The 23,609-nt window shown below is 64.3% G+C and carries 18 protein-coding genes and 1 pseudogene; 15 read left to right on the top strand and 4 right to left on the bottom strand.

All coding sequences use genetic code 11. From position 1 onward, the window contains the following. Positions 1-896: 896 nt before the first annotated feature. From ABZW16_RS15245 to ABZW16_RS15205, 9 genes and pseudogenes are all read left to right on the top strand, one after another. Complete coding sequence (locus tag ABZW16_RS15245) at positions 897-1,922, top strand: AraC family transcriptional regulator ligand-binding domain-containing protein (protein ID WP_354956151.1); 1,026 nt, start codon at positions 897-899, stop codon at positions 1,920-1,922. Positions 1,923-2,043: 121 nt separating this feature from the next. Next, entirely contained in the window at positions 2,044-3,786 is a 1,743-nt protein-coding gene (locus tag ABZW16_RS15240) for a BTAD domain-containing putative transcriptional regulator (RefSeq protein WP_354956149.1), read from the top strand. Positions 3,787-4,074: 288 nt separating this feature from the next. After that, positions 4,075-5,640: an MFS transporter gene (locus ABZW16_RS15235; RefSeq protein ID WP_354956147.1), complete on the top strand. Its 1,566-nt coding sequence runs from the start codon at positions 4,075-4,077 to the stop codon at positions 5,638-5,640. Further along, on the top strand, positions 5,637-6,149 hold the full coding sequence (locus tag ABZW16_RS15230; RefSeq protein WP_354956145.1) for a VOC family protein: 513 nt from the start codon (positions 5,637-5,639) through the stop codon (positions 6,147-6,149). Before ABZW16_RS15235 ends, ABZW16_RS15230 begins: the two co-directional genes overlap by 4 nt. 137 nt (positions 6,150-6,286) lie before the next feature. Then, a complete protein-coding gene (locus ABZW16_RS15225; protein WP_354956143.1) occupies positions 6,287-7,189 on the top strand; it encodes a LysR family transcriptional regulator in 903 nt (300 codons plus the stop codon). 137 nt (positions 7,190-7,326) lie between these two features. After that, the gene (locus ABZW16_RS15220) at positions 7,327-10,395 is read left to right on the top strand and encodes a BTAD domain-containing putative transcriptional regulator (protein WP_354956141.1); all 3,069 of its coding nucleotides are present in this window, start codon (positions 7,327-7,329) and stop codon (positions 10,393-10,395) included. Between the two features lie 180 nt (positions 10,396-10,575). Then, positions 10,576-10,899 (top strand): hypothetical protein, encoded by a 324-nt coding sequence (locus ABZW16_RS15215; RefSeq protein ID WP_354956139.1) that lies wholly within the window; start codon positions 10,576-10,578, stop codon positions 10,897-10,899. 223 nt (positions 10,900-11,122) lie between these two features. After that, a complete protein-coding gene (locus ABZW16_RS15210; RefSeq protein WP_354956137.1) occupies positions 11,123-11,890 on the top strand; it encodes an alpha/beta hydrolase in 768 nt (255 codons plus the stop codon). Positions 11,891-12,068: 178 nt separating this feature from the next. Further along, positions 12,069-12,952, top strand: a pseudogene (locus ABZW16_RS15205) (IS5 family transposase). Positions 12,953-13,041: 89 nt separating this feature from the next. On the opposite strand, the gene ABZW16_RS15200 reads toward ABZW16_RS15205, so the two are convergent. Both ABZW16_RS15200 and ABZW16_RS15195 read right to left on the bottom strand, forming a co-directional pair. After that, positions 13,042-14,508: an NAD-dependent succinate-semialdehyde dehydrogenase gene (locus ABZW16_RS15200; protein WP_354956135.1), complete on the bottom strand. Its 1,467-nt coding sequence runs from the start codon at positions 14,506-14,508 to the stop codon at positions 13,042-13,044. Between the two features lie 34 nt (positions 14,509-14,542). Then, positions 14,543-14,776: a hypothetical protein gene (locus tag ABZW16_RS15195; RefSeq protein ID WP_354956133.1), complete on the bottom strand. Its 234-nt coding sequence runs from the start codon at positions 14,774-14,776 to the stop codon at positions 14,543-14,545. A 1,065-nt stretch (positions 14,777-15,841) separates the two neighbouring features. Here ABZW16_RS15195 and ABZW16_RS15190 point away from each other — a divergent pair. The 6 genes from ABZW16_RS15190 to ABZW16_RS15165 all read left to right on the top strand — a co-directional run bounded on the left by ABZW16_RS15190 (position 15,842) and on the right by ABZW16_RS15165 (position 21,133). After that, positions 15,842-16,045, top strand: coding sequence for a hypothetical protein (locus tag ABZW16_RS15190; RefSeq protein ID WP_354956131.1), 204 nt, complete (start codon positions 15,842-15,844; stop codon positions 16,043-16,045). Between the two features lie 4 nt (positions 16,046-16,049). Then, positions 16,050-16,295 carry a hypothetical protein gene (locus ABZW16_RS15185; protein WP_354956129.1) on the top strand — a complete coding sequence of 82 codons (246 nt, stop codon included), beginning with the start codon at positions 16,050-16,052 and terminating at the stop codon, positions 16,293-16,295. Between the two features lie 1,303 nt (positions 16,296-17,598). Then, positions 17,599-18,465: a lipase family protein gene (locus tag ABZW16_RS15180; RefSeq protein ID WP_354956127.1), complete on the top strand. Its 867-nt coding sequence runs from the start codon at positions 17,599-17,601 to the stop codon at positions 18,463-18,465. Between the two features lie 184 nt (positions 18,466-18,649). Then, positions 18,650-19,084, top strand: a complete 435-nt coding sequence (locus ABZW16_RS15175) for a nuclear transport factor 2 family protein (RefSeq protein ID WP_354956126.1) — start codon at positions 18,650-18,652, stop codon at positions 19,082-19,084. 249 nt (positions 19,085-19,333) lie between these two features. Then, on the top strand, positions 19,334-19,774 hold the full coding sequence (locus ABZW16_RS15170; RefSeq protein WP_354956124.1) for a hypothetical protein: 441 nt from the start codon (positions 19,334-19,336) through the stop codon (positions 19,772-19,774). A gap of 159 nt (positions 19,775-19,933) precedes the next feature. After that, a complete protein-coding gene (locus tag ABZW16_RS15165; RefSeq protein ID WP_354956122.1) occupies positions 19,934-21,133 on the top strand; it encodes an FAD-dependent monooxygenase in 1,200 nt (399 codons plus the stop codon). Between the two features lie 200 nt (positions 21,134-21,333). On the opposite strand, the gene ABZW16_RS15160 is transcribed toward ABZW16_RS15165, so the two are convergent. Both ABZW16_RS15160 and ABZW16_RS15155 read right to left on the bottom strand, forming a co-directional pair. After that, positions 21,334-22,092 (bottom strand): class I SAM-dependent methyltransferase, encoded by a 759-nt coding sequence (locus ABZW16_RS15160; RefSeq protein WP_354956120.1) that lies wholly within the window; start codon positions 22,090-22,092, stop codon positions 21,334-21,336. 476 nt (positions 22,093-22,568) lie between these two features. Further along, the gene (locus ABZW16_RS15155; RefSeq protein ID WP_354956118.1) at positions 22,569-23,432 is read right to left on the bottom strand and encodes a MerR family transcriptional regulator; all 864 of its coding nucleotides are present in this window, start codon (positions 23,430-23,432) and stop codon (positions 22,569-22,571) included. Positions 23,433-23,609 lie beyond the last annotated feature (177 nt).

The following is a 23,609-nucleotide window of genomic DNA, read 5'->3' as shown; positions in this document are numbered from 1 at the left end:
AACCGACTTTCTATGTGGTGTGACTGTAGTTCAGAGGTGTGCTATTCCGTTCTGTTGTATATCGGTGCGGTGTGGGCGCGTCCCCGCCCACACACGGAGGTTGACCAGTGATTCCATGCTCTGACCTGCTCCGATATGTGACACACCTGCCGGAAGTCGGCTTTTCGGCGCTCTCGGGAATGTTTGCTGGTGGGGGTGATCGACGGTGATCACACCTGTCGTCCGGAAACGACGACGGCGTTTGACGATCGTGACACCAATACGTCGGCCGGAACGCCACCCGAGATGCCGGAGCGATGAACGATCAGCCAGACGTCCGACAGTATCTCCATCGTGGACACCGCCATATGAACTGCAGGCATCGTCAGCCCTGGGACGCTATCGACCCGGGGGGAGCGGCAGCTCGAGGCGCGGCCTTCAGTCGTGGTCGTCATGGTCACCGCCAAGGATCGGCCTCACGTTGGCCAGCAGAGTTGAGGCAGGGATACGGACATCTGCTCACTCCGTAAACCGACCGCATATTCAACAAATCCCGTCAGATCGGCAGGTCTTCGATTTGTTGCGTGTGTCGATGTCGAGACAGCTCCGTCTCGGCGTTGGCCATGCGTCCGACAGGCTCGCCGTCCGTTCAGAACGGTTGGGTCGCAAGTTTGCTCTCCGGCAGGACACACAAAACATGGGCAACTGGGAAACGCCTGGTCATCATCGGCATTGGGGCAGCGATCTTGTCGGCCGGCGGAGCAGTTATGTAGCCTCCCGGAGTGACCGCTGCCCATCCGCAACGATCTGCGGAATTCCCTGACATCGGCGTGTAGGGGCCGGGCGGGTGTGACGGGTTCAGAGTGTGGGCCGACTGCTCGGGCGTAATGCTTGGCTCTCGCTGTGGAGGTGCGCTGGTGGTTTCGGTGTCAAATGATGGAAGAGGCGAGTCGCAGGGGTTGTTCGAGACTACCGACAATGTGTTGCTGCCGGTGTCCGTGATGCGCCATGCTGTCGCCGCCGGGCTCGAACCGGACAGGCTCGCACGCGAATCGGGATTACCCAGCTGGACGATCACAGGCAACGAGGAGTATCGAGTTCACAGTGCACAGTATCTACGCACATGGGAAGTGGTGGAGCGCGGCCTCGATGACGCGAATGTGGCGGTACGGATAGCCGAGCGGTACGTGGTCGGCCAAGTCGGTTTGTACGACTACCTTTTCAAGACCGCGCCCAGCCTCGGGGCGGGCCTGGCGCTATGCGGTCCGTTCGTGGGCGCGATCAGCACGAACTTCCGTTTCGAGCCGGGCCCGGAGACCGAGCGGGAGGTCAGTTTCGAAGTTTCGATGATCAACGGTGATGGCCGCGGCCGGGATCTCGCGATGCAGTGGGCGCTGGCGGCCATCTTCACACGCAGCCGGCTGGTTACCGAGGCCCCAGTGAACCCCGTGCGTGTTGCCTTCCGTCAGCGGGCCCCCCGAAACCATGACGGCCTGGTCGAAGTGTTCGGTACGAACGATATCGAATTCGATGCACCTGTGGACCGGATCGCCATCCTCAAGGCCGACCTGGAACTCCCGCTGTCTACCGCTGACGCGCAGCTTGCCGCGATCCTGCAACGCCACGCTGCCACGCAGCCCGTTCCTCCGCCGCGTGCCACGACCTGGTTGGATCATCTGGCTGCTGTCATATCGTCTGCCTTGGACGACGATTCGGCCACGGTCGACCGTGTGGCCGCCCGCATGTTCATGAGTCGTCGCTCACTGCAAAGAAGACTGGCTGAAAACGGTACGAGTTGGCGCACCGAACTCGACCGGGTACGGCGAAACCGCTTCGAGGAGGCGGCAGCAGAGCGGCCGCTTACCCGGTTGGAGCAGGCTGGGCTGCTGGGGTATAAGGATCGGCGTTCCGCTCGGAGGGCTGTGCAGCGTTGGGGCAACTGACAGCAAGTCTCCGAAGTTGGCACGTTTTTGCCTTGTGGTAGGCACATTCGATCCTCCTTGTCACGGCGGGCATGCGGTGAAACTGGCGTATGAGTGCGGTTGCCCCGCATCTGGATCGGTGGTGAGTGAGGAACGCGTGGTACAGATAATGCTCCTGGGTGAAGTGGGGATTTCGACGACGGACGGGACTTTGCAGCGGGTAGGTGGTCCGCGCGTTCGGTTGTTGTTGGCATTGCTCGCGCTGCAACCCGGCCGTGCTGTGCGCTGCGCTACGCTGATCAGCGCGATCTGGGATGGCAGCCCTCCGGCAGAGCCGGCGAACGCCTTGCACACATTGGTGAAACGGTTGCGTGCCGTGCTACCGCCGAGTGTTTCGGTCGAGTCCAGCGCCGGAGGCTATCGATTGCGGGCCGAGATCGACGACATCGACGTCCATCGGTTCGCCTATTTGGTCGATGAAGGTGTCAGCCAAGCGGCGGCCGGGGAATCTGGTCCTGCTGCGCGGACGCTCGATACCGCACTCGGCCTTTGGCGGGGTGAAGCATTCGCCGATCTGGCAGACATTCCTGACCTGTGCTGGCACGCGGATCGATGGAATGAGCTGCGGCTCGATGCGGTCGAGGCGCGCGCCGACGCCTATCTGTCGCTGGGCCGGGGGTGCGAACTCGTCGCGTCGCTCGCGCGGGAACGGCAAGATCGGCCGTTGCGGGAATCCATGGCGGCCAGATTGATTCAAGCCCTCGCGGCCAGCGGTCAACAGGCCCGTGCCCTCGAGGTGTTCGACACCACGCGGGACCTGCTGCGCACCGAACTCGGGGTGTCGCCGTCGCGGGAGCTGGCGCAGGCTCGGGCCCGAATCGCCAGCGGCGCACACGTTTCCGCTCAACGTTTGCCGGTGCGCATTACCAGCCTCATCGGGCGGGAAGCAGATCTGGAAAGGCTCGATCCGACGTTGGGCTCGGTCCGACTGCTGACCTTGACCGGACCAGGCGGAGTCGGTAAGACCAGCCTCGCAGTCGAAGCAGCGAACCGCTTGGCGTCACAGCGGTCTGGCGGGTGCCGACTGGTCGACCTGGCCGCGGCCGGCCACTCGGAGGCCGCGGGTGAGGCCATCCTGGCCCAGCTCGGAAGCCTGAAATCGACTCGGAGCCGACTTGACCTGCCGGTGGGGACGCGCATCGGGCGTCGAGAGCTGCTGCTGATACTCGATAGCTGCGAGCATGTGCCCGACCTCGCCCCATTGGTCTCGGAGCTGCTCAAACGGTGCCCGAATCTTACGATCCTCGCGACCAGCCGGGAGCCGCTCGGTGTCGACGGGGAAACGCTATTTCCGGTTCAGCCGCTGGCATTGCCGGCGCCCGGCTCGACATCCGCCGATGTCCTCGAATCGCCTGCGGTTCAACTATTTCTGGACCGCGCGCGAGCGGCGCGATCAGGTTTCGTGCCGACCGACGCCAACTGTGAAACACTCGGTGCCATCTGTCGCAGGCTCGACGGCATCCCGCTGGCTTTGGAGCTGGCCGCCGCACGTGTCCGCTCCTTGTCGCCCGAGCAGATCCTCGATCGGCTCTCCGACCGCTTCCACCTCCTGGTCGGCAACCGGGCCGCCGTGGAACGGCATCGCTCGCTCCATGCCGCGATCATGTGGAGCTGGAAAGCGCTCAATCTAAATGAATGTGCAGTGGCACAACAACTTTCGACCATGCCGGAGGGTGCGTCACTGGAGATCCTCGAGGAGATCTGTACCGGCGAGGTGATCGAGCCGTTGACCGCGCTCGTGAACAAGTCACTCGTGGAATTCGATGGTCGGCGCTACCGAATGTTCGAGACTATCAGGGCATTCGCCGAGCATCACGCAGCGTAACGGCCACGCTGCATGCCGAGGAACGCTCAACCAGGACGTCGGCCTTCGCCCCCCAGGTGACGACGCTGGGCACTGTGCTGCGGGCGATCTGTCAGGGCTGCGGTGACAAGTGCGGGATGTGGCCCCAAATATCGCGTCAGCGTCTAAAGGTCTCTCTCCCTGGCATTCGGGTGCCAGCGGACTGTCAGCGGGGCCGGGCACGCTGTCTGCCGACCTGGCATCCGTGCCAGAGGTCTCGGGTGAGCCACCATGTCCGATCGTAGGAAAGATCTTGAAGGCGAGTAACCAATGACATTCGAGGAAGTCCCGCCACGCGCGGGCCGGACGGAATGGACCGCGCTCGCGGTACTGATCCTGCCGCTGCTACTGGTGTCGATGGATGTGTCGGTGCTCTATTTCGCGGTGCCTTTCATCGTCCGCGACCTGGATCCCAGTGCGACACAACAGCTGTGGATATTCGACATATACGGGTTCGTGCTGGCCGGGCTGCTGCTGACCATGGGCGCGATCGGTGACCGCATCGGCCGGCGGCGACTGCTGCTCATCGGCGCGGTGGGGTTCAGTGCGGCCTCGTTCGCGGCGGCGTACGCGCCGAATGCAGAGGCGCTCATCGGGGCTCGCGCGGTGCTGGGTGTGGCGGGTGCGACACTCATGCCGTCCACGCTGGCGCTGATACGCAATATCTTCGCCCACGACGCCGACCGCACCAAGGCGATGGCGGTTTGGGCCGGTGTGATGAGTAGCGGTGTGGCTATCGGCCCGGTGCTCAGTGGCGCACTGCTGCAATACTTCTGGTGGGGGTCGGTGTTTCTGATCAACATCCCCGCGATGGCACTGCTATTGGTGCTGGCTCCGATGCTGCTACCGGAATATCGCGGCGTGCGCACCGGCCGGTTCGACGGCATCAGCGCGATCCTGTCGCTCGCGACGGTGATGCCGATCATCTATGGCATCAAAGAATGGGCCGCGAACGGATTCACGATGGCTCGCTTTGCTTCTCTGACCATCGGCCTCCTGATCGGTGCGTTGTTCGTCGTGCGTCAGCGAAGAGTTCCCGGTTCGGTGCTCGACGCGAGCTTGTTCACCCACCGCGCCTTCACAGCGTCGGTGGTTGCTCAACTGCTCGGTATGTTCGCCCTCGTCGGCAACGCCGTTTTCGTCACGCAGTATCTGCAGTCGGTGCTCGGTATGAGCCCGTTTGTCTCCGCGGTGTGGAGCCTCGCCCCTGCCGTACTGGTAGGCGGCGCCGCCCCACTGACTGCCGTGCTGGCCCCGAGAGTGGGGTCCGGCCCGGTGGTGACGGCCGGATTCCTCGTCGCCGCATCGGGTTTCGTGGTCATGGCACTGATCGGCGTGCACGCACTGGTCCCGGTCCTGATCGGCGCCGCCCTACTGGGGGCGGGATTGGTGATGGTGATGACCCTTGTCACCGATCTTGCCGTCGGTGCGGTGGCCACCGATCGCGCCGGTGCCGCATCTGCGGTCTTGGAGACCGGCGGCGAATTCGGTGGCGCGCTGGGCATCGCAGTTCTCGGCAGCATCGGCGCGGCCGTCTACCAAAGCCGCATCGACACGGCCATCTCCACGGATCTACCCGCGCAGACCGCCCACACCGTCCGTGAAACCCTCGGCGGTGCGGTCGGAGTCGCTGCCCGCCTGCCCGCCGCCACCGGTGACCCACTGCTCGCGGCCGCCCGCGCCGCCTTCACCGACGGCCTCAACACCATGGCTATCGCCGGTGCGGTTGTCATGATCCTCGCCGCCCTCGCGTGCGGCGTCCTGCTGCGGCCGAGCCGACTGGCCGAGTCGGCAGATTGTCCTACTGACCAGCGCTTTTCAGGAGCATCGAAATGAGTATCGTGTCCGGGCCGATCTTCCAGGTGGCGTGGGTGGTTCACGACCTCGACTCGGCCGAGAAGGAGTTCGGCGAGTTCTACGGCGTTGAGAGGTGGGCGCGGGTGCCGGGCATCCATTTCGGCCCGGACTCGTGTCGCTACCGCGGCGAGCCCGCCGATTTCACCGTCGATTCCTCGCTTGGGTACGCCGGCGGACAGCAGGTAGAACTGATCGTTCCGGTCTCAGGGGAGAGCCTGTACACCGAAGCGCTGGACCGGTCCGGCCCAGGCCTGCATCATATCGCCTGGGTTCCCGACGATTTCGACGCCGCACTGGCCGAGGTCCAAGCGGCCGGATCGCAGATCCTGCAGCATGGCGCCTTCGCCGAGATCGGCATGGAGTCCGTCTATTTCTCCGGCGGCCCGCTAGGGTCGTATATCGAGCTCCTGCGGTTGTCGCCGCAGGTGCGCGCGATGTTCGACGACCTGGTTCCCGAGGGGTACCGGAATCCCTGGCAGCCGGTCTGACCTTATGGGGGCCGCAGCTCGTTGCCGCCCCCCATTCGCCCATCGCCAACCAGGAATAACCCGCCCCTTCGGCGCCGGACACCAGGCAGCCAATATGCTGAACATCAGCGTTTAGTTCAGCTCAACGATTGGCATCCATGATCAACCGTCTCGAACTCGAGGCTTTCCTCATCCTCGCAGAGGAGCGACATTTCGGTCGAACAGCGCAGCGTCTGTACGTGACCACCGGCCGCATCAGCCAGACCATCCGCAACCTCGAACGCGATGTCGGCGCACCGCTTTTCGAGCGGACCAGCCGCAAGGTGCAGCTCACACCGCTCGGTTCGCAGCTGCGCCAACGGCTCCTTCCGGCATGGGATCAGATCGCGGCAGGTCTAGAGGAAGCACGTTCATATGCCCGCGGCTCCTGCGGGGTGCTCCGCGTCGGTTTCGTCAGTTCGGCGGCGGGCCAATTGGCCATCCAGGCGTCCGGCCTGTTCGAACAGCGGCTTCCCGGCTGGCATGCCGAGCCGAAAGAGGTGACTCCGACCGACTGTCTGAAGGTGCTGCGCGAGAGGGACATCGATGTCCTGATCGTGGCCCTGCCACACGATGAGCCCGATATGGTCACCGGCCCCACGCTGTTCCGCGAGAACCGGGTGTTGGCCGTGGCGCGTACCCATCCGTTCGCCGCGCGCCAGGCCGTCACGCTGAGCGACATCGCCGAGATCGGCCTGCTGCGCATGACATCGACAGGGAATTTTCCGCACGGCTGGCGCGACGATCGTCTGGAGCGAGACGCCGGCGATCGCTTCGATACTGTTTCCGAGGCGCTCGGACTGATCGGAGCCGGCCGTGGCGCGTATATCTTCGGCGCACAGATGTTGCACTTCCACGCCCGTCCCGATGTCCGCTACATCCCAGTTCTCGACGCACCGCCGGTGGTCTGGGCACCGACCTGGCTGGCCGCCCGCGACGGTGACGCCATCCGAGGTTTCGTCGAGGCTTCGGTCGACACTCCGATCATCGATTACGGTTCCGGCCCGCTGTCTGATCGTTGAGCGCCGTTACACGCTCGTGTCAAGTATCGAGCTTGTTCCTGTCCTGCGAACGCCCCAAGCTATGAGGGGGCAAACACCGCGCCCTCGGCAGGCACGGTCGCGGCGCCCGGGCGATCAGGTGAGCAAGCGGGGTTCCGATGCAGGTACGACTCTTGGGCACGGTGGGGCTCATCCCCGACGACGGATCGTTCGTTCCGGTCGGTGGTCCGTTGGTCCGGAAGCTCTTCGCCCTGTTGGCGTGGGAACCCGGCAGGACAATCGGCTACGACCGGCTCGCGGACAGTATCTGGGGTGACCAACCGCCGGCCAATATCGCGAATGCGCTACAAACGCTGGTGAAGCGGCTACGACCGACACTGGCCCCGGAGTATCGGATCGAGGCCGTCGGGCCGGGATACCGGCTCGTCGCGGATGCGGACCACGTCGACGCGCACCGGTTCACCCGATTAGCGGCGGAGGGAACATCGTTGTTGTCGGGCGGTCAGCTCAGCTCGGCGGCTACCGCACTGGATGCCGCTCTCATGCTCTGGCAAGGTCCGGCGCTGGCCGACGTGCCCTGCGATCCGGTCCTGGACTTCCGTGTCACCCAACTGAACGAGCAGCGACTCGCCGCGATCGAGGCACGCGCGGACGCCTACCTGGCGCTAGGACGCGGCACCGAACTGGTCGACGCGCTCGTAGCCGAATCGAGAGCGAACCCATCCCGAGAGACGTTGGCCGCCCTCTTGATCGAAGCCTCGGCCGCCGCACAGCGTCAGACGGCTCCGACCCTACCGGTCCGGCTGACCAGCTTCGTCGGCCGCGATGCCGACGTCGAGCGAGTGGTCGAACTGCTGAGCGAGGCCCGGCTGCTGACTTTGACCGGGCCCGGCGGCTCCGGCAAGACAAGTCTCGCTATCGCCGCCGCGACGGTTGCATGCTCGCGTCAGGACGGCGGGTGCCATCTGATAGAGCTGGCGTCCATCGCGGATCCCGGCACCGTCGGCGACCACATACTCTCCGAACTGGGCATTCCGACGAACCGCGACGCAGAACGCTGGGATCCGCTGCGACGCCTAGTAATCGGTATCGCCGACCGCCGTCTGCTGCTGATCCTCGACAACTGTGAACACCTGCGCAGTGTGCCCGAACTGGTAATCGGAATGCTCCAGAGCTGTCCGCGGGTGACCGTACTGGTCACTAGCCGTGAGCCGCTCGGCGCCGCAGGCGAAGTGCTCTATTCGGTACCGCCGCTCGAGCTACCGCTACCGCGGGCGGGACGTGCTGAAGCTCTGAGAGCACCTGCGGTGCAACTGTTTCTGGATCGCGCGCGGGCAGTGCGCGCAGATTTCACCCTCACCGACGAGAACTGCGCTGGCGTCTGCGCCATCTGCCATCGGCTCGACGGTATCCCGTTCGCGTTGGAACTCGCGGCGGCGCGAATCCGCGTACTGGCCGTGGGTGCGATTCTCGAGCGCCTCGATGATCGCTTCAGCCTGCTGACGGGTTTTCGCGCCGCGGTGCCACGCCATCGCACTCTGCACGCCGTGGTGGCGTGGAGCTGGGAGCTGTTGTCGGATGCCGAACGGACACTCATTCAGCAACTCTGTGTATTCGCCGGTGGTGTCACATTGGACAGCGCCCAGCAGGTATGTGGCGACGACGTCACCGACCTGCTCATCGCACTGGTCGACAAGTCATTGATCGAGTTCGACGGCCGGCGGTACCGCATGCTCGAAACAATCCGGGCCTTCGCCTACGAGTCACTCGCTTCACCGGACCGCATTGCTTTCCAGCGTCGGCACGCCGACCACTACTTGCATCTGGTCGAACTGGCCGAGCCCGCCCTGCGGACGCCTGCCCAGCGCAGCTGGGTGCCGAAACTGGCAGTCGAGCACGACAACATCGTCTTCGCTCTCGGGTGGGCCGTCGCAGCACGCGACGTCGATCGGGCATTGCGGTTGTGCGGCAACATGATCTGGTACTGGATCCTGTGCGGGTTCCGGGCGGAAGCGCTGATCTGGCAGCGCCGAGTGCTGGATCTGGTCGGTGACGAGCCGCCGGTCGGCCTGGCAGCTGTCTACCTGGCGTGCTCCTACGCCGATCGGTTGCCGGAATACTTCGAATTGATCTCTTTGGGGATGGTCCGCGACGACACCGAGCGCTATTGCGCGCTTGTTACCCGAGCCTGCGGCGAGAAGCGACAGCCGCACCCCTTCTTCGTGATGCTTCCGGCGTTGCGCGAACTGAGGCGAGGTCGCCCCCAGGAACTCGAGAGCTGCATCGATTCCGGTGACCCGTGTCTGGCGAACAATTCGCTCACCCGGCGCGGGCTGGAACGGCTCGTCACGGGTCAGCCCGCCGCCGGTGCAGCCGATCTCGAGGCCGCCGCCGTACGCAGTCGAGCTATCGGGGAAACCCGGGCGTTGTGCCGTATCCTGCTGACCCTCGCCACCTATCGCGCGGGTGCGTACGGCACTGCGGCAACTCGACCACTCTTGGACGAGGCGGTCGGGCTGGTGTCCTCCTGGGTCGGCGCAAACGAGGTGGTCGCGGTGCACACCTGGATCGGGCAGTTGCGAGCCTGGACCGGCGATGTCACCGAGGCGCGCACGCATGCCACCGAGGCGCTCGGGCGCATAGATTCGACGGTCCGCGCGAGCACCGTGTGCTGGCTGCGTGTGGTGGAAGCCGACATCGCGCGGCAGACAGGCGACCGCGAGGAGGCCCTGTCACTGTACCGGCAGGCGATCACCGAACTCACGGCCTTGCGACTGGCGGGGCAGCCGTACAGTCACACCGCCAACGGTGCGGAGGTCTGGGGCCGCGCCGGGTACGCGATCACGCTCGCCGAAGCCGGTGAATACACAACAGCCCATGCCGAGTACGCCACGGCGAGAGCACTTTTGGATGGCCCCGGCTACCTAGAGCAGCACGCTCACCTCGGGACCGCTAACGCCGCCATCGCGCTTGCGAGCGGGCATCCTCGCCTCGCACTGACCATCATCGGTGGATGCGACACCCTGCACACGGGACAGCCGAACCAATACCGGGTACCCGACGCACAGCGCATCGTCGACGCAGCACAAGCCACCCTGAGCTCGGACTCGGTTCACCGGGCCCTCACCGCCGGACACGGACTTACCCCGGCCCGGCTCGCCACCCTGCAGGGCTGTGCCGAACATCCGGACCCAGCCGAAGACCCGCGAAGCCGAATCGCCTCGTAACTCGATCATTCGGATCGCGGCGCAGGCGAGTGGGTTCCACCGTGCGCCCGCGACCCGGGAACCCACACCAGGCCGAAGGCCGCGTGCCGCACTGGCAGCGGCTTGCCAGCGTATTGCCAGTGCGGGCGAGGATTCTTGACTGCGCAGGATATGAATTCGTCTCTGGAAGGACCCTCTATCATGGCTGTTCTCTGCATTCTCGATGTACACGGCATCACCACCGAGCAGTACAACGCGGTTGTCGAGCGCATGGGTGTCGAAGGGCACGCGCTGGGCAGCATCTACCTGCACATAGCCGCGGTAACGGAGGACGGGCTGCGGATCATCGAAATCTGGGACGAGAAGCAGGAATTCGAAACGTTCCTCGATCAGATCCTATTTCCGACCATGAAGGTACTCGGGATCGAGCAGACCCAGACTGTCACCGCCTTCCCGCTCCACAACGTGTTCACGCCTCGTCTCGAAGAGCTCCCGGGTCTCAGCCGCATGACCCAGGTCCCCTGACAGGTGCTCAACCATGCGTCTATCGAGATTTTCCAAACGCGCCTGCCTTCTTGTGGCCGCACTGACTGCTGCCACGTCCCTCGCTACATCTTGCTCCGACTCCGCGCCGTCTACCTCCTCCGTATCGGCAGCTGCTGAGCCGTTGCCCGGTTTCCACGATGGAACAATCGATCACGACGGGATCGCGGTCCACTACATCTACGGTGGTCATGGCCCGGCGATCGTGCTGCTGCACGGCTGGCCCGAATCCTGGCGAGCCTGGTCGAGGATCGCCCCCGGCCTCGCCCGGGATCACACCGTCTACGCGATCGACTTACGCGGCTACGGCGATTCCGGGTTGGCGAAATCTGATGAGGGTTACCAGGCGCTCGCGGTGACCACCGATATACACGCACTGGCGCAGCAGCTGAACCTGGGTCGCTTCGACCTCGTCGGTCATGATTGGGGCGGCGCGATCGCGCTGGCCTACGCGACCCAATACCGATCCGACATTGCGCATCTGGCCGTTCTCGAAGCACCCCCCAGCAGTGACTATCTCCATCTCGTGCAGACCAAACCCGATGTGTTCTGGTGGGATTGGTTGGCCAAAGGCCCCAAGGGCGAATTGCCCGAGGACCTCATCGCCGGCAAGGAAGCCCTGTTCTACGGCCACTTCTACGATGAAGCCGACGGTACGATAGACAGCAGCGAGCGCAATCAACTGATAGCTGCGCTGAGCAAGCCCGGCCGAACCCACGCCGCGCTCGAATACTTCCGACAACAGGATGTCGGAGAAAGACAGGTCGACGACCTTATCGCTCGCGACGGCAAACTCACCATCCCGGTGCTGGGCGTCGGTGGCGAACACAGTTTGGGTTCGGCCATCGGCAATCTACTCAACCGCGTCGCCGACCACGTCACCACCGACGTCGTGCCCGGGGCCAACCACTGGGTGCTGGAGGAAAACCCCGACTACGTTTCTGCCAGCCTGCGCACATTCCTCGCCAGCTAAAAACCTCGGATTCCCGGACCAGCGTGTGGCTGCCGATGTTCGGGTCGGATTCGAGTTCGCAGCGCCAGACATGCCGGCCGAAATTTCGCCAGGCGATGCGGTAGGACTCGTCGAACTCCAGGACTGTGTCCAACAGCAGCGCCGGATCCAGCATCATCTGCCGCAACTCCAGCCGGTCATGGTGCGTCGGCATGAGTTGACCGCACAACAGTGGCGGGTCGTTGAGGCGTTGCTGCCGGTGTCGGGGCCAAGGGCCGTCCCGCGGGTCGATGACCGGCGGGTGGTGAACGCGATGTTGTACAGGGCCAAGACGGGGATCGCGTGGCGGGATCTGCCTGAGCGGTACGGGCCGTGGAAGACGGTATACAACCGGTTTTGGCGGTGGTCACGTAACGGCACGCTGGCTGTGATGGTCACGCGAGTGCGGGTGATCGCCGACGCGGTTGATGAACTCGATAGGGAGGTGTCGGTGGATTCCTCGATCGTGCGTGCCCATGAGCACGCCGCCGGTGCCCGGGTGATTCGTGCCGGCGAGGAGCGGGTTCTACGACCTCGACGAGTCCGATGATCACGCGATCGGCCGGTCCCGTGGCGGTCTGACCACGAAGATCCGTCTGGCTTTCGACGGGCTCGGCCGTCCGTTGTCGATCGTGCTGACCGGTGGAAACGTCAATGACTGCACCGTGTTCACCCAGGTGCTGGCCGGGATCTGGATGCCGCGCCCGGGCCGCGGCAGGCCGTGGACCCGGCCGCGGCGGGGTGGTGGCCGACAAGGGCTACTCGACCGCGGCGATTCGCGCCCACCTACGTGAGCACGGGATCGCTGCGACCATCCCCGAACGAGCCGATTAGCAGGCCAATCGACGTCGCCGCGGACCCGCAAGTGGTCGTCCGCCGGCCTTCTCACCGCGAATCTATCGCCGCCGCAACGTGGTCGAACGCTGCTTCAACCGGCTCAAGCAATACCGCGCGATCGCCACCCGCTACGACAAGACCGCCATCTCCTACCGGGCATGCTCGATCTGGCCACCCTGCTCATATGGCTTTGAGGACAGGGCCTAGCGCCGCCTGACGTCGGCGAGATCCGGTCGTCCCGCCCCGCGGCGACATCTGCGGTGAACAACCCGATTCGATCTCAGCAATGATGTCGCTCAGATACCGCCGAGGGCCAGGTACTTCATCTCGAGAAACTCCTCGATGCCATGGTGTGAGCCTTCCCTTCCCATACCGGACTGCTTCACGCCGCCGAAGGGCACGCTCTCCACCGAGATGAATCCGGTGTTGACGCCGATCATTCCAGCCTCGATGGCCTCGCCAACGCGCCATGCGCGACTGTTGTCCCGGGTGTAGAAGTAGCTGGCCAGGCCGTACTCGGTGCTGTTGACCGCCTCGATCACCTCCGCCTCGGTGCCGAACCGGAACAGCCCGGCGACCGGGCCGAAGGTCTCCTCGTGGGAGATCAGCATGTCGGTCGTGACGTCGGCCAGCACCGTGGCCTCGTGGAAGGTGCCCTCCAGGGCGTGGCCGCCGGCCAGCACCCGGGCTCCGTGCGCGAGGGCGTCGGCCACATGCGCCCGCACCTTCTCGAAACCTTGGGTATCGATAAGCGGGCCCAGGTTCGAGTCCGGATCGGTGTACGGGGCTACCCGCAGCGCGGCTGCGCGTCCGGCGAAGCGGTGGGCGAAGTCCTCGTACACGGCGTCGTGGACGAAAAATCGATTGGCGCCCACGCACGACTGGCCACCATGACGGAACTTGGCGGTGATCGCCCCCTCGACCGCGGCGTCGAGATCAGCGTCCTCGAACACCACAAACGCTGCATTGCCACCCAATTCGAGTGTCATGCGCTTCACCGTCGGCGCGCACTGTGCCGCCAGAATCCGCCCCACCTCGGTCGAGCCGGTGAAGGTCAGCTGCCGCACCACCGGATTCGCGCACAGTTCACCACCGATGGTCGGAGCTGCCGCGTCGTCACCGGTGACGATATTCAGCACGCCGGCCGGGACACCGGCCTCAACGGCCAATTCGGCAATGGCCAAGGCGCACAAAGGCGTCTGTTCCGCAGGCTTGAGCACCACAGCGCAGCCCGCCGCGATGGCAGGCGCAGACTTCCGGGTGACCATGGCCGCGGGGAAGTTCCAAGGCGTGATCGCGCCGACCACGCCGACGGGCTGCTTCAACACCAGGATCCGAGTGTCGGTGCGGTGCGCCGGAATGGTCTCGCCGTACACCCGGCGCGCCTCGGCGGCGAAGAAATCGACAAACCCGATGGCATAGGCGACTTCGGCGCGAGAATCGCTGAGCGGCTTGCCGTTCTCGGCCGACAGTAGGACCGCCAACTCTTCGCTCTTCTCCGTGAGCAGCGCCGCCCAGCGATCGAGAATCTTCGAGCGATCCCCGGCCGTCCGCTCCGCCCAGGCGGGTTGCGCCACTTGGGCTGCCTCGATCGCCCGCCGGGTCTCGGCTTCCCCCATCTGGGGGACCTCGGCCAGCACCCGGCCCGTTGCCGGATCGGTCACGGGAAATGTTGCCCCGGAATCGGATCCGACGAACTTACCGTCGATGAGCGCCCGATCCTGCGGCACTACAACGGTGGAGGTCATTTCCACACTTGACATTCGTAACTCAACCTTCTGGGCATGGTGCCCGGACTCATTTCGAACGACGGAAGAATCGGTGATGGGCCGCCAGCATTCGTGGGACCACGAGGTACACAGCCAGCGGTACGACCACGGCCGTCAGGGCGAGTGCGCGCAGAACTAGCGGCCAATGACCGACAAACGGAGCCATCGCGACCATGCCGATAGCCACCATCGGGAAGATGGCGAGCCAGGTGATCACGGCCCGGACGTGCACCGAAGGCGCCGGGGTGGGTGGGGTTTCCATGGATGTCACGGTCTTTCGAGACGGCTGAGTGATCGTCCAAATCATGAACGGTCGCGCTGGCAAAGTACTGGTACATGTTTGCCAGCGGCGTCTGTCGCCTCGCCCGCCGAAGCGCTCGTGCCGCTACCCTCCAGGGCAGCAGCAGACTGGTCCACCCCTCGAGGCCCAACGATCGACCGATCACCGCCGTCATCAGCGAACGAGGTTCGAGGCTCTTCGCCCCGGAGTACGGCGTTGATCTGCTCGGCGGCGACGGTGCAGCCCAGGCGGTGCGGGCTCGTCCGTCGGCCCGGCCTTCCCGAGGGGCGTCAGTCTCGACAATGGCGCCTGGTCCGGTGATAACGAGTACGGAGCTGCCCGGTATCGAACCCGGGCAATTCGGCGTCGACGAGTCCGCGCTTCCGCTCGGTCAACGGCGCGGAGATCACGACAAGACCGTGCTAGGACACGCAGGGCCCGAAGACATTCCGACCGAAACAACCACAGTGGTGGGAGTAGCCGACCGTATCGCCGACACAGTCGGGCTGACTCTGGTACCCAACACTGACGGTCGACTGGTCGGCAGGATACGTCGCATGGCCGTCACAGTCCGCCATATTCGGCTATGAGCACTTGTCCCGGTTGATGCAAACGACCCATGCGCGGGCCGGGGTCCGAGAGGAGCTTCTCCTGGCCCTGTGCTCGTTCGCACATCGGCATGAGCGCGCACTCGGCGGAAACACCCCGGCAACTGGACACGCCAGCTGGCGTCACCAGTCATCGGCGATGCCGTCGGATCTCAACCGTACTGCGCGACGCCATAGTTCACCGATCATCGACGTCGGTCGGATTTCACCACCACAACCACAAGAATTGTACGGGTCGAACATCGACCGTTCCCCACGTGCGGCCACCAAACAGTTCACCATCCGCCCACGGGTCCGAAAACGCGAGGCAATCCTGGAGGTTCGGCTCCACCGACCCACGAAACTACCGGTGCGGTAGCGAACCCGTCACCGGGCCGGTCGCGCACGGTCGATGTCGGGACCGCGCGACGCGGTGCTGACCGCTGCATATCCGCCGACCATGCGGAATGATTTGACCTGCAAGGATTCGAGCCCAAACAGGTTTTGGGTCGCGACCCAAAACATCACCACCCACTGGCTCCGCCACACCACCCTCACCTGGGTCGAACGCACCTTCGGCTACACCACCGCCCGCGCCTACGCCGGCCACCACACCCACACCAGCGGCACCACCGCCACCGACGTCAAATCCAAACAGCCCTAGCGGCGTGTTTACCACGGCCTCACAGACAACGAAGATCAACAAGATTGCCAGTTACTACGGTGTGCCAGCGAAAGATGTCAGAGAAGCCATCCACAGAATCAAGGCTTACGGCGCGTGGCGCGGGGATGGTGCGAATAAGAATCCAGATGTTGTGGTCGATCTGGAATCCGGTGAGATATACGTGAAGAAGCCGGACGGCACCGCGTCAGACGATAGTATTGGAAATATCCGCGACGAGTTGGAAAGATGACGAAGGGTAGATGTGAACTCGGAGATTAAAGAGTACGACGGCAGGTGGATAATAAAACCTTTACGTGGAAGTCGCATTGCCAATATAGAATGGTGGCCCGATATATTCGAATTCCACCTCGATTCCGGATTCAGGATAGCTGCCGGATACGGTACCGAACTCTCGCCACGATCACTTGCCGAAGACGATCCCAACCGTCATGTGATCACGCACTGGCCGAAATCCGAAATCGAAAGGACGCTTACGGCGCCAATCGTATCGCCAGTATTCTTCAGGTCCGGCAGCTTGCGAATCGGCTTCCGAAATGGGTGGAATATGTTTGTGTCCGATCGGCACCCCGAGATACCAGCTGAGGTTTTCTGGGGCGATATTCTCATTTGGAACCGATCAGGTATCGCAAATCAGTCAGATTATCCGGTTGTGACCGTAGATAAATGGTCAGGAGCCAGAATTCAGGCACCCCCATGGCCATCTCGGCCAGCCGACCTCGAAATAAACTACGACTCAGATGATATCAATGATTGACCCGAAGCTCAGTCACCGACCGATAATACTCCAGCACCGATACCCTATATGCCGACGGAAATATGTCTAAGATCCAAGGCGTAGCCCAAACCTGATCCCCATCGAGCAATGGCGAAAGACTATTACGGGAGATAACCCCGGCGCTATGATCAAGGAAGCCGAGAGATCGACTGATTGTTTGACACCACCCGGCGAAACTGGGTGCCCGTACCCTCACGAGTAATGTCGGAAAAAGAACTTCACGGACTGGCAACCGAAGCGCAAGCTGTGGATCTCTTAATGAGGACGGATCAAGAGTTCTGCCAGAGTTCGGTACGTGATTTCGAGAGAATCATCGCAGTGTTGGATCAATATTCTGGCAACTGACTCGACGGGTTCGCGCAATGGAGGTCCGCGAGCGGTGTGACGGCTTGGACCCGCCGTGTACCGACGACGGCGGCATGACCGCAGCCTCACCAGCGGTGGGGAGGATGTGCGGATTGTGCCGGTACGGTTGTGTGGCATGTCCGTAGGGTCCTTTCGGCGAGTGGCGCTGGTGGTAGCCGCGATCGTGTGTGCCTCGCTTACGCTCGCAAGTCCGCCTGCGATGGCGAAGCCCTCGGATACCGGAGAGCTGAGCAGGATCGGACTGCTCGATCCCGCATGGTCGTTCGCCAAGGCCGCGGCATCGTTCGAGGTCGTCTACTCGACGAAGGATCAGCATGACGCGCCCGCCGAGGGGTCGGGTGCGCTGTATCTGCCGTCCGGTGTGCCACCGCTTGGCGGGTGGCCGCTGGTCGTGTGGGCACACGGCACCGCGGGCATCGGAGATTCCTGCGCGCCATCGCATCGGCCGCAAACGGAGCGAAACAGCACCTATTTCAACCAGATCCTGGACAGTGGGTATGCCGTCCTGGCACCCGACTACCAGGGGCTGGGCACTGCAGGACAGTTCAGTTACTACAACAGAAATGTCGAAGGACTGTCGATACTGGACGCGGTCGCGGCGATTCGCACCACCCCCATTCCGTTGTCGAGCAAATGGGTTGTGATCGGCCAGTCGGAAGGGGCGCACGCCGCGATGAGCGCGGCCAGCCTGTACGCCGAGCGCAGCGGCGGTCCGGCGACGGGGTTGAGCGGAGTGATAGCCACCGGCCTGCGCACCAAACCGGGTGCGAGCCTGCGGAAGATGTTCGAGCGAGCCTCGACCGGCTCCGAGAACCAAGTCGGGTACGCCGGGTACTTCCTGGCCTCGTTGCAGGAATTGAATCCCGGCAGTGTGACCCCATTCCTTTCCGACTTCGGAAAGGAATACGTGGAAAAGGCGACTTCGGAATGCCTTGCGGATCTGGTTGCGCGCGCGGGGGGCCGGCGGCCCGCAGCGCTTGTCGCCAACCCGGACGAACCGACGCCGACATTCGAAGCGGACATCACCGCGCTCGCCGGTTACCCGGAAGATCACTTCACCAGTGACGTCATGATCGGCTATGGCGACGCCGACATCGATGTTCCTCCCACAAACACGGAGAGTTACGGGAAAAGTCTCCAAGAGCTCAATCCCGGCATACAGGTGACGGTCGATAATTACCCAGGTAAAGACCATAGCGGCGCATTCCTGGCATCACTGCCGGATGCGTTGGCTTTCTTGAATACCCACCTGCGCTGACTCAAATGGTGTGATCGAGCGGTTCTTCGGAACTTTGAAATAAGCATTAGGTCGAGCCCCGCGCCTCGGCGCGCTCGATCTCGAGCATTTTCGGCTCCGGTCGACAACGACCTTCGGTGCTGGTCGAGTGTCGAGCCGAGGCTGGGGCCGATCGCGCACCAGCGGTCGCCTACCCTGACAAGTTGTGAGCACAGCCGCTGATACGACTGCCGTGACGAACTTGATCGCGAAGTACGCGGAACTGGTCGACGCGGGGGATTTCGGCGGTGTCGGCGCGCTGTTCGCCCACGCCGCGTTCATCGGCAGCGGCACAACGATCAGGGGCCGTGCAGGCGTCGAGGAAATGCTGCGCAGCACGGTGATCCGGTACGAGGACGGCACGCCGCGCACCCACCATGTCACGACGAACATCGCCATCGAATTCGACGACGAAGCGAATTCCGCTACGGCGCGTTCCTACGTCACCGTTTTCCAGGCCCTACCGGACCTTCCGCTGCAACCCGTGGCGGCAGGCCGCTACCACGACCGCTTCGAACGCATCGAGGGGCAATGGCGATTCGTGGAGCGCCGAGTTCGCATCCACCTGGTAGGCGATCTGAGCCACCACTTACGCACCTAGCCACTCACGTATCCCCGAAGACTGCACCATCAATGATCCATCGGTCGCCGGTCGCTGACCGGCCACGGCCGCGGAATTCTTGCGATCTTCGCTACCAGCTCCCTCCACCATGGAGTACGCGGGCATCTTCGGATTGGGCAACGGTGGGGAATGTGGCGGGCATTGTAGATGGGTCAACGCGGCAACTTCTAGAGTTCGGCGAAGCCGCGTAGAATTCGAGCCGGTCGGGACAGTATCTGGAGCCCTATCATGACCGAAAGAAAGAATTCACACACGAAGTTCGCCCGGTTGGCGGCCGCCGCTGGTATAGCCGCAGTTGCCGCAATTCCGGTCGTCGCAGCCACGGCGGAAGCGCCTACCGCGCACGCAACGACGCCCACGTCTGCAACCCAACTCGTCGACAACCCCGGTGGGGGTCACGGCGGCGGTTGGGGCGGCGGAGGCTGGGGCGGCGGAGGCTGGGGTCGCGGCGGAGGCTGGGGCGGCGGTTGGGGTGACGGTGGCGGCTGGGGTCGCGGCGGCGGCTGGGGTGGCGGCTGGGGTAACGGTGGCGGCTGGGGTAACGGCGGCGGCTGGGGTAACGGCGGCGGCTGGGGTAACGGCGGCGGCTGGGGTAACGGTGGCGGCTGGGGATGGTGGAATCCCGGCTGGTGGAACCTACCCGGCTGGGGTGGCTGGGGCAGCTTCTAGCGCCGGTGACCGAGCCCGGACACGCACAGCGTGCCGGGCTCGGTCGCATCGAGTACCGATCATGTGAAGCCAGGTGCGACCAACCGGGCTGGAGCTGGTGACGAGATGAAGATCGTGTGTATCGGTGGCGGGCCGGCCGGGTTGTACTTCGCTATCTCGATGAAGCGGCGCGACCCGGCCCATGACATCACGGTGATCGACCGCGATCCGCCCGGGTCCACCTACGGCTGGGGCGTCGTGTACTGGGACGACCTGCTCGACATTCTGTATCGGAACGACCCGGACAGCGCCCAGGCGGTGCGTGCCGGGTCGGTCCTATGGCGTGAACAGGCAATCCATGTGCGCGACGACCAGACCGCTCATTTCGCGGGGTACGGGTTCAGCATGGGGCGTGCGGCATTGCTCGACGTACTTTCCCGACGGGCGAGCGACCTGGGCGTCGATGTCCAGCACGAGCGAGAGGTCCACGACCTGTCCGGCTTCGAAGACACCGATCTCATCGTCGCTTGCGACGGCGCGAACAGCCGGATACGGCAGCTGGGTAATCCTCGTTTCGGCACGTCCGTCGCGCTCGGCGAGAATCGATTTATCTGGCTCGGTACGGACAAGGTATTCACCCGATTTACCTTCGCCTTCGAACACACCTCGGCCGGTTGGATCTGGTTCCATGCCTACCCGTCGGTTGCCGAAAAGATCAGCACCTGCATCGTTGAGTGCCAACCGCAGACTTGGCATGGACTGGGATTCGACGCCCTGGACAGCCTGGAGAACTTGCGTGTCCTGGAGAACATATTCACGCGCCTTCTCGACGGTCACTCGTTGATCAGCAAGACACGAGGCGAGTTCGCAAAGTGGAGCCGCTTTCCCGAGGTAACCAACAAGACCTGGTACCACGACAATGTGGTGCTGCTCGGCGATGCAGCGCACACGACGCACTTCACCATCGGTTCGGGCACCCGGTTGGCAATCGTCGACGCCGTCGTGCTCGCACAGAACCTGTACGAGCGTGCCGAGGTCGCCGACGCGCTGGAGAACTACGATGCGCAGCGGCGCGCTGCGCTGCGCCCGATACAGGCCGCCGCCCGTGCCAGCATGATCTGGTTCGAACACGCCGACCGGTATCTCGACCGCAGCGCCGTGCAGTTCGCCTATGCGATGGCGGCTCGGCACGGAGCACAGCTGCCGTGGCGATATCAGCTGCACCTACTCACACAGGTGCCCACTGTGCGCAAGATCCGGCGTGGCATCGACTCCGGACAGCGGTGGTGGCGGGCTGCCCGACGGGGGGAAATCGCGATGGCACCGCCGTCGCCACGACGCCCACCCGAACCGATCCCGACCGATCAGTCGCTGTTCTGATCCCCGCACAAGCCCGGCACGGCACAGGGCAGCAACTACTCGACCGCTCCGCCGCGTGCTTGCCAAGCGCGAGGGCAGAACATCCGATCAGCAGGCACGCCGGCCTCGGTGCAGTGCAGCGCACTGCCGAGGCCCACACGCTTCCAGCCTCCGTCGGCCGCTACGTAACGTGAGTGGTGCGGCAGCTCGGAAGGGCACAGCTAGTCGAGGCGGGTGGCGGTCACGGCCCACACCGGCAGGTGCACCCGGTTGTTTTTCAGCAGCGGCGCAACGATCTGGAGTTGTTCCAGCATCGGCTTCATCCGGTCAGCCCATCCCGAGTCGACGCGCATCTCCTTGGTGAGGTAGGTGAACGTCTCGGGGCTGAAGGTGGCTTGGTACGTGGTGGTTCCCAGGTAGTCGATGCGCCACCCGGCCGCGGGAAGCACCCGCTCGAAATTCTCCGCCGGCAGACCGTCGGGCTGCAGGCCGTTGACATTGTGGCGTCCGATTTCGAACATGAACAGTCGCGCCCCCGGTTTAGTGGCCCGGTGCAGGGCCTGCGCGTACTGGGTCTGTGTTTGTTCGTCGTCGAGGAACACGTGGTAGAACGCGCTGTCGACGACGGTGTCGAACCGATTCTCCAGGCCGTCGAGTCTGGTGGCATCGGCCACTTGGAAGTCCACCCGCACCCCGGCGCGCTCCGCGTTGCGCCTGGCCCGCTCGATCGCCGTCGGCGACGCATCGATCCCGGTGGCCGAGTAGCCCTTGGACGCGTAGTGGATCGCGTGATGTCCCAGGCCGGTTCCGGGGTCGAGCACCTCGCCCCGCACAGCGCCGTAGGCCACCAACTGCTGCACTACCGGCTGTGGGCCGCCGATGTCCCAGGGGATCAACGCAGCAGCGTCCTGCTCCGGCGGTGCATCGCGGTACAGCGCTTCGAAGTCTGGCTGAGCATTGTGGTTCGGTTCCTTGCCCATGACTCCTCCTTTGATTGCGGACGGGCCACACCTGAAGGGTCGTGCACGAGATCAGACCAATGGTTCCGTAATTCGCTGGCGGACGCCACCGACTGTCGGGTGGGTCGGATCAGGGCCGTGCGGATCCTTGCCTTCGATGACGGACCGGCGGACGCTCGAGTGCTGCACACCATCGCGATGATCCAAATCCGGATGCGCGTGACCACGGCCGCGGCCACTACGACAAGAAGCTCGCCGAAGGGAAGACCCCGAAACACGCGAAGCGCTGTCTCGAACGCCGCTTGGCCGATCTGCGCTGGCGAGGGCTGACTCGGGACGAATAACGCAGCGGCCCAACTGAATCCAGCTACCACACCGACGAGGTGTACGGGATGTCGGGGTGAGCGGAGCAGCGACAGCCAGGTCCTGAGCGCGCTGGGCATGGTGCACCGATTATGCATCGTTCCTGGCGATGATGGTCGCCCTCGACGCAGCCGTTAGTCGGGCGGTGTGGCGATCCGGTCAGTGGCTTCGGCGAGTCCGGACAATCGGGTGGCGGTGATCGGCAGGATGGCTGCGTCCCAGCCGGGGCCGCCGACGAATACTCGTGCGTCGGCGGCTTCGCAGGCGCGGATCGCGGAGGTCAGCGCGGTGGATTCCTGTTGGGACCACAGCACCACGTCGGTGGGGAGAGCGGTGCGGGCGAGTGTGTCGGCAATGGCGTCGGCGGGCACGTTGGCGCCGAGCATCCAGGCGGCGACTCCGCGTTCGGCGAGGGCCGCGCGCAGGGCTTCGAGCGGAAGCGCGTGGGTCTCGCCGCTGGTACAGGCCAGGATCACGGCGCGCGCGTGCGCCGGGGTGGTGGGCGGGGTGTGCCGGTGCAGCACCGCCGTGATCGACCACGACAGCAGATGCTCTACGTCGACACAACCCTCACCGCCGAGTTGGCGTGCGACGATCGCGGCGAAGGCCGGGCGGCACAGCAGTTCCCAGGTGTCGATGACCCCGTGGGCGTCCAGATGCGCGGTGAGCATGGCCGACAGCGTCGTTGTATCCAGTGTGAACGCGGCATCGACGAGTGGTTCCCAATCGCCGCGCGCGGGTGCGTGCTGCCGCCCGGTCACCGCGGCGGCCGCGCCGGCCGGGCTCAGGCCGGTGCGGATGAGGGCGAGCATCTGTTCGAGTACGGCGATATCGGATTCGCGGTAAAGGCGATGCCTACCGGCCTGATGCCGGATCGGGCCGATCTCGTAGCGGCGGTTCCAGCTGCGCAGCGTCGCGGTCGGAATTCCGAGGCGGTCGGCCACCGCGCGGACCGTATATCCGGCCGCATCGGGCAAGGGAACGGGACCGGCGGACATGGGCCTATTGTGCCTGCCCGTGGCGCCGGAACCGGGCACATCTTCCCGCCGCTGCTCGCGTGCGCCCCGGAACGGCGGTGTGCATCACTGCATCGTGCGCGGGTAGTGCGTCGTTCGGCGGCACGTGTCCTCTCCGGTTGCGAGAAGTGCAGAATGCATCGATTATGCATCGAATGA

Origin of the sequence: Nocardia sp. NPDC004604, assembly GCF_040609795.1 — a bacterium.
Classification (GTDB): domain Bacteria; phylum Actinomycetota; class Actinomycetes; order Mycobacteriales; family Mycobacteriaceae; genus Nocardia.
This window is presented reverse-complemented; position numbering and strand designations above follow the sequence as displayed.

Bases quoted from the DNA above. Each gene is read 5' to 3' on its own strand.
- ABZW16_RS15235 (WP_354956147.1), top strand. From the start codon at position 4,075: ATGACATTCGAGGAAGTCCCGCCACGCGCGGGCCGGACGGAATGGACC.
- ABZW16_RS15230 (WP_354956145.1), top strand. From the start codon at position 5,637: ATGAGTATCGTGTCCGGGCCGATCTTCCAGGTGGCGTGGGTGGTTCAC.
- ABZW16_RS15225 (WP_354956143.1), top strand. From the start codon at position 6,287: ATGATCAACCGTCTCGAACTCGAGGCTTTCCTCATCCTCGCAGAGGAG.
- ABZW16_RS15220 (WP_354956141.1), top strand. From the start codon at position 7,327: ATGCAGGTACGACTCTTGGGCACGGTGGGGCTCATCCCCGACGACGGA.
- ABZW16_RS15215 (WP_354956139.1), top strand. From the start codon at position 10,576: ATGGCTGTTCTCTGCATTCTCGATGTACACGGCATCACCACCGAGCAG.
- ABZW16_RS15200 (WP_354956135.1), bottom strand. From the start codon at position 14,508: ATGTCAAGTGTGGAAATGACCTCCACCGTTGTAGTGCCGCAGGATCGG.
- ABZW16_RS15195 (WP_354956133.1), bottom strand. From the start codon at position 14,776: ATGGAAACCCCACCCACCCCGGCGCCTTCGGTGCACGTCCGGGCCGTG.
- ABZW16_RS15190 (WP_354956131.1), top strand. From the start codon at position 15,842: ATGCGGAATGATTTGACCTGCAAGGATTCGAGCCCAAACAGGTTTTGG.
- ABZW16_RS15170 (WP_354956124.1), top strand. From the start codon at position 19,334: ATGACCGAAAGAAAGAATTCACACACGAAGTTCGCCCGGTTGGCGGCC.
- ABZW16_RS15165 (WP_354956122.1), top strand. From the start codon at position 19,934: ATGAAGCGGCGCGACCCGGCCCATGACATCACGGTGATCGACCGCGAT.
- ABZW16_RS15160 (WP_354956120.1), bottom strand. From the start codon at position 22,092: ATGGGCAAGGAACCGAACCACAATGCTCAGCCAGACTTCGAAGCGCTG.
- ABZW16_RS15155 (WP_354956118.1), bottom strand. From the start codon at position 23,432: ATGTCCGCCGGTCCCGTTCCCTTGCCCGATGCGGCCGGATATACGGTC.